Annotated in this window: 1 protein-coding gene and 1 pseudogene; both read right to left on the reverse strand. The window is 48.0% G+C overall.

Annotated elements, in window-relative coordinates; genetic code table 11:
• Window positions 1-26 precede the first annotated feature (26 nt).
• Entirely contained in the window at window positions 27-2,123 is a 2,097-nt protein-coding gene (locus QUA36_RS31530) for a Calx-beta domain-containing protein (RefSeq protein ID WP_445301475.1), read from the reverse strand.
• A gap of 39 nt (window positions 2,124-2,162) precedes the next feature.
• Window positions 2,163-2,234 (reverse strand): annotated as a pseudogene (locus QUA36_RS31535) (Ig-like domain-containing protein); the annotation flags it as partial.
• Between the last annotated feature and the right edge of the window lie 88 nt (window positions 2,235-2,322).

Genomic DNA, 2,322 nt, shown 5'->3' on the forward strand with positions numbered 1-2,322 from the left:
CGAGTAATCACTTCAGGCTTGAATTTTTAAATTTTATAACCATCAATTCTATTTAAAGACCTGCGGAATGTGGGTTGAACTATGCTGAGTCGATCGACCGTTAACCCTCCCGTTAAAATTAATAAATCTTCACCTTGCGTAAAATCAGCGATTACATCGTGGCCTTCTCCCGCAGTCAAGAAAAAGTAATCGCGCCCGCTTCCCCCTTGCAGCGTATCGTTTCCGAAGTCTCCCATCAACCAGTCGTCGCCACTTCCCCCAATCAAAGTATCATCACCATTACCCCCGTACAGAGTATCGCTACCGTCACCGCCACACAATTGATCGGCATCTTCATTGCCATAAATTAAATCATTCCCGCTGCCACCGCACAAATAATCTTGTTGACTGCTAGCATCCGTCGCGATATTGTCAATATCTCCGAAAATCGTATCCTCGCCATCGCCGCCGCAGATGCTGTCATTTCCCAAATCTCCAAACAGCAAATCATTGCCAGAATCGCCGCAAATTATATCGTTATCTTTGCCGCCGTGTAAGGTATCATTGTCTTCGCCACCAGCAAGAGTATCTTCGCTTTCTTGTCCGTACAAAACGTCGTTGCCGTTATTCCCAAAAAGCAAATCTTTTCCTGTAAAATCACCGTCAGACGCATCAGAAGTGCCACCAAATAAACTGTCATTACCTTCATCACCAAGCAGGGTATCGTTGCCTTTGTCGCCCCAAACTATGTCATTATCTTTGCCTGCGATCGCCACATCATGATCTTTACCCGCATAAATAATGTCATTCCCAGCGTGGCCGACGAGATAGTCGTTATTTTCGTTGCCAAATATGGTGTCGCTGTCTGCATCCGCGCCAACAGCAACAGGGCTAGCCAAGCCGCCGTAAATATTGTCGTTGCCGAGAAAGCCATTTAGCAAGTCGCTGCCGTTGAAACCGTTGATGATGTCATTAATATCGCTGCCGGTTAGAGTATCTTTACCGTCAGTACCGTTGAGGGTATTTTCAGGGATATTCGGGCCGGGAATGGAAGTGCGATCGGGTAAAGTGATTCGATCGCACATACAGTCTTCCGAAGCAGCAGGAATTAGCCAAGGTGTGGGGGTTTCGGTTGTTGGAGATGTGGTTGGGGCGATCGAATTGTCAGTTGCGATCGGCGTTTCCCCAGGTTTAACCGTCGGAATTGGAGTTTCTCCAGATGTCGGAATTGGCGTCGGAATTGGTGTCGGAGTTTCCACAGGCGTCGCAGTCGGTGTCGGAATTGGAATTTCAGCAGGAATTGGTGTCGGAATTGGAGTTTCCGCAGGAATTGGTGTCGGAATTGGAGTTTCCGCAGGAATTGGCGTCGGAATTGGTATCGGAGTTTCCGTAGGCGTCGGAGTTTCCGCAGGCGTCGGAGTTTCCGCAGGTGTCGGAGTCGGAGTTGGAATTGGAGTTTCCGCAGGCGTCGGTGTCGGTGTGGGAATTGGAGTTTCCGCAGGCGTCGGTGTCGGTGTGGGAATTGGAGTTTCCGCAGGCGTCGGAGTCGGTGTCGGAGTCGGAGTTGGAATTGGAGTTTCCGCAGGCGTCGGAGTCGGCGTTGGAATTGGAGTTTCCGCAGGCGTCGGTGTCGGAGTTGGCGTCGGTGTGGGAATTGGAGTTTCCGCAGGCGTCGGTGTCGGAGTTGGCGTCGGAGTTTCTGCAGGCGTCGGAGTCGGAGTTGGCGTCGGAGTTTGTGCAGGTGTCGGAGTCGGCGCTGGCGTTTCTGCAGGTGTCGGAGTCGGGGTTATATCTACAATAGTCAAAACAGCACTAGAAATTGCTCCTAAATCGGCTCCGTTAGTGGGATTGTTCAGAGTTAAATTAACAGTTTCATCCTCTTCTATCTCTGAATCATCAACAATGGGAATTATGAAACTTTGAGCAGTTTCACCAATGCCAAAATTCAAGATCCCCGATGTCTGGTTATAGTCACTACCAGCATTAGCGGTTCCATTACTTGTACTGTAACTGACAGTCGCAGCCAAATTAGTAGCATCAGTGCGAGTAACGGTAATTGTTGCAAATTGACCGTTTTCATTAACGCTGTAATTGGCGTTGCTGAAGTTAAATTCCCCGGCACTTGTGACATTAATATTTGCCACAATTTCTGGGATGGTAGCAACCCCGTCACTGACACTATAAGTAAAGCTATCGATTCCAACAAATCCCGGATTTGGAGTATAAGTAAACGAACCATCATTATTAAATAACAGAGTGCCATTGTCAGGGTAAACGCATCTTAACTTTAACGCAAAATATGCTACAGTTAAATCCGACTAAATTTTAGTGTAGTTTATTCGT

This window comes from Microcoleus sp. Pol10D4 (assembly GCF_036701555.1).
In the GTDB taxonomy this organism is placed as follows: domain Bacteria; phylum Cyanobacteriota; class Cyanobacteriia; order Cyanobacteriales; family Microcoleaceae; genus Microcoleus.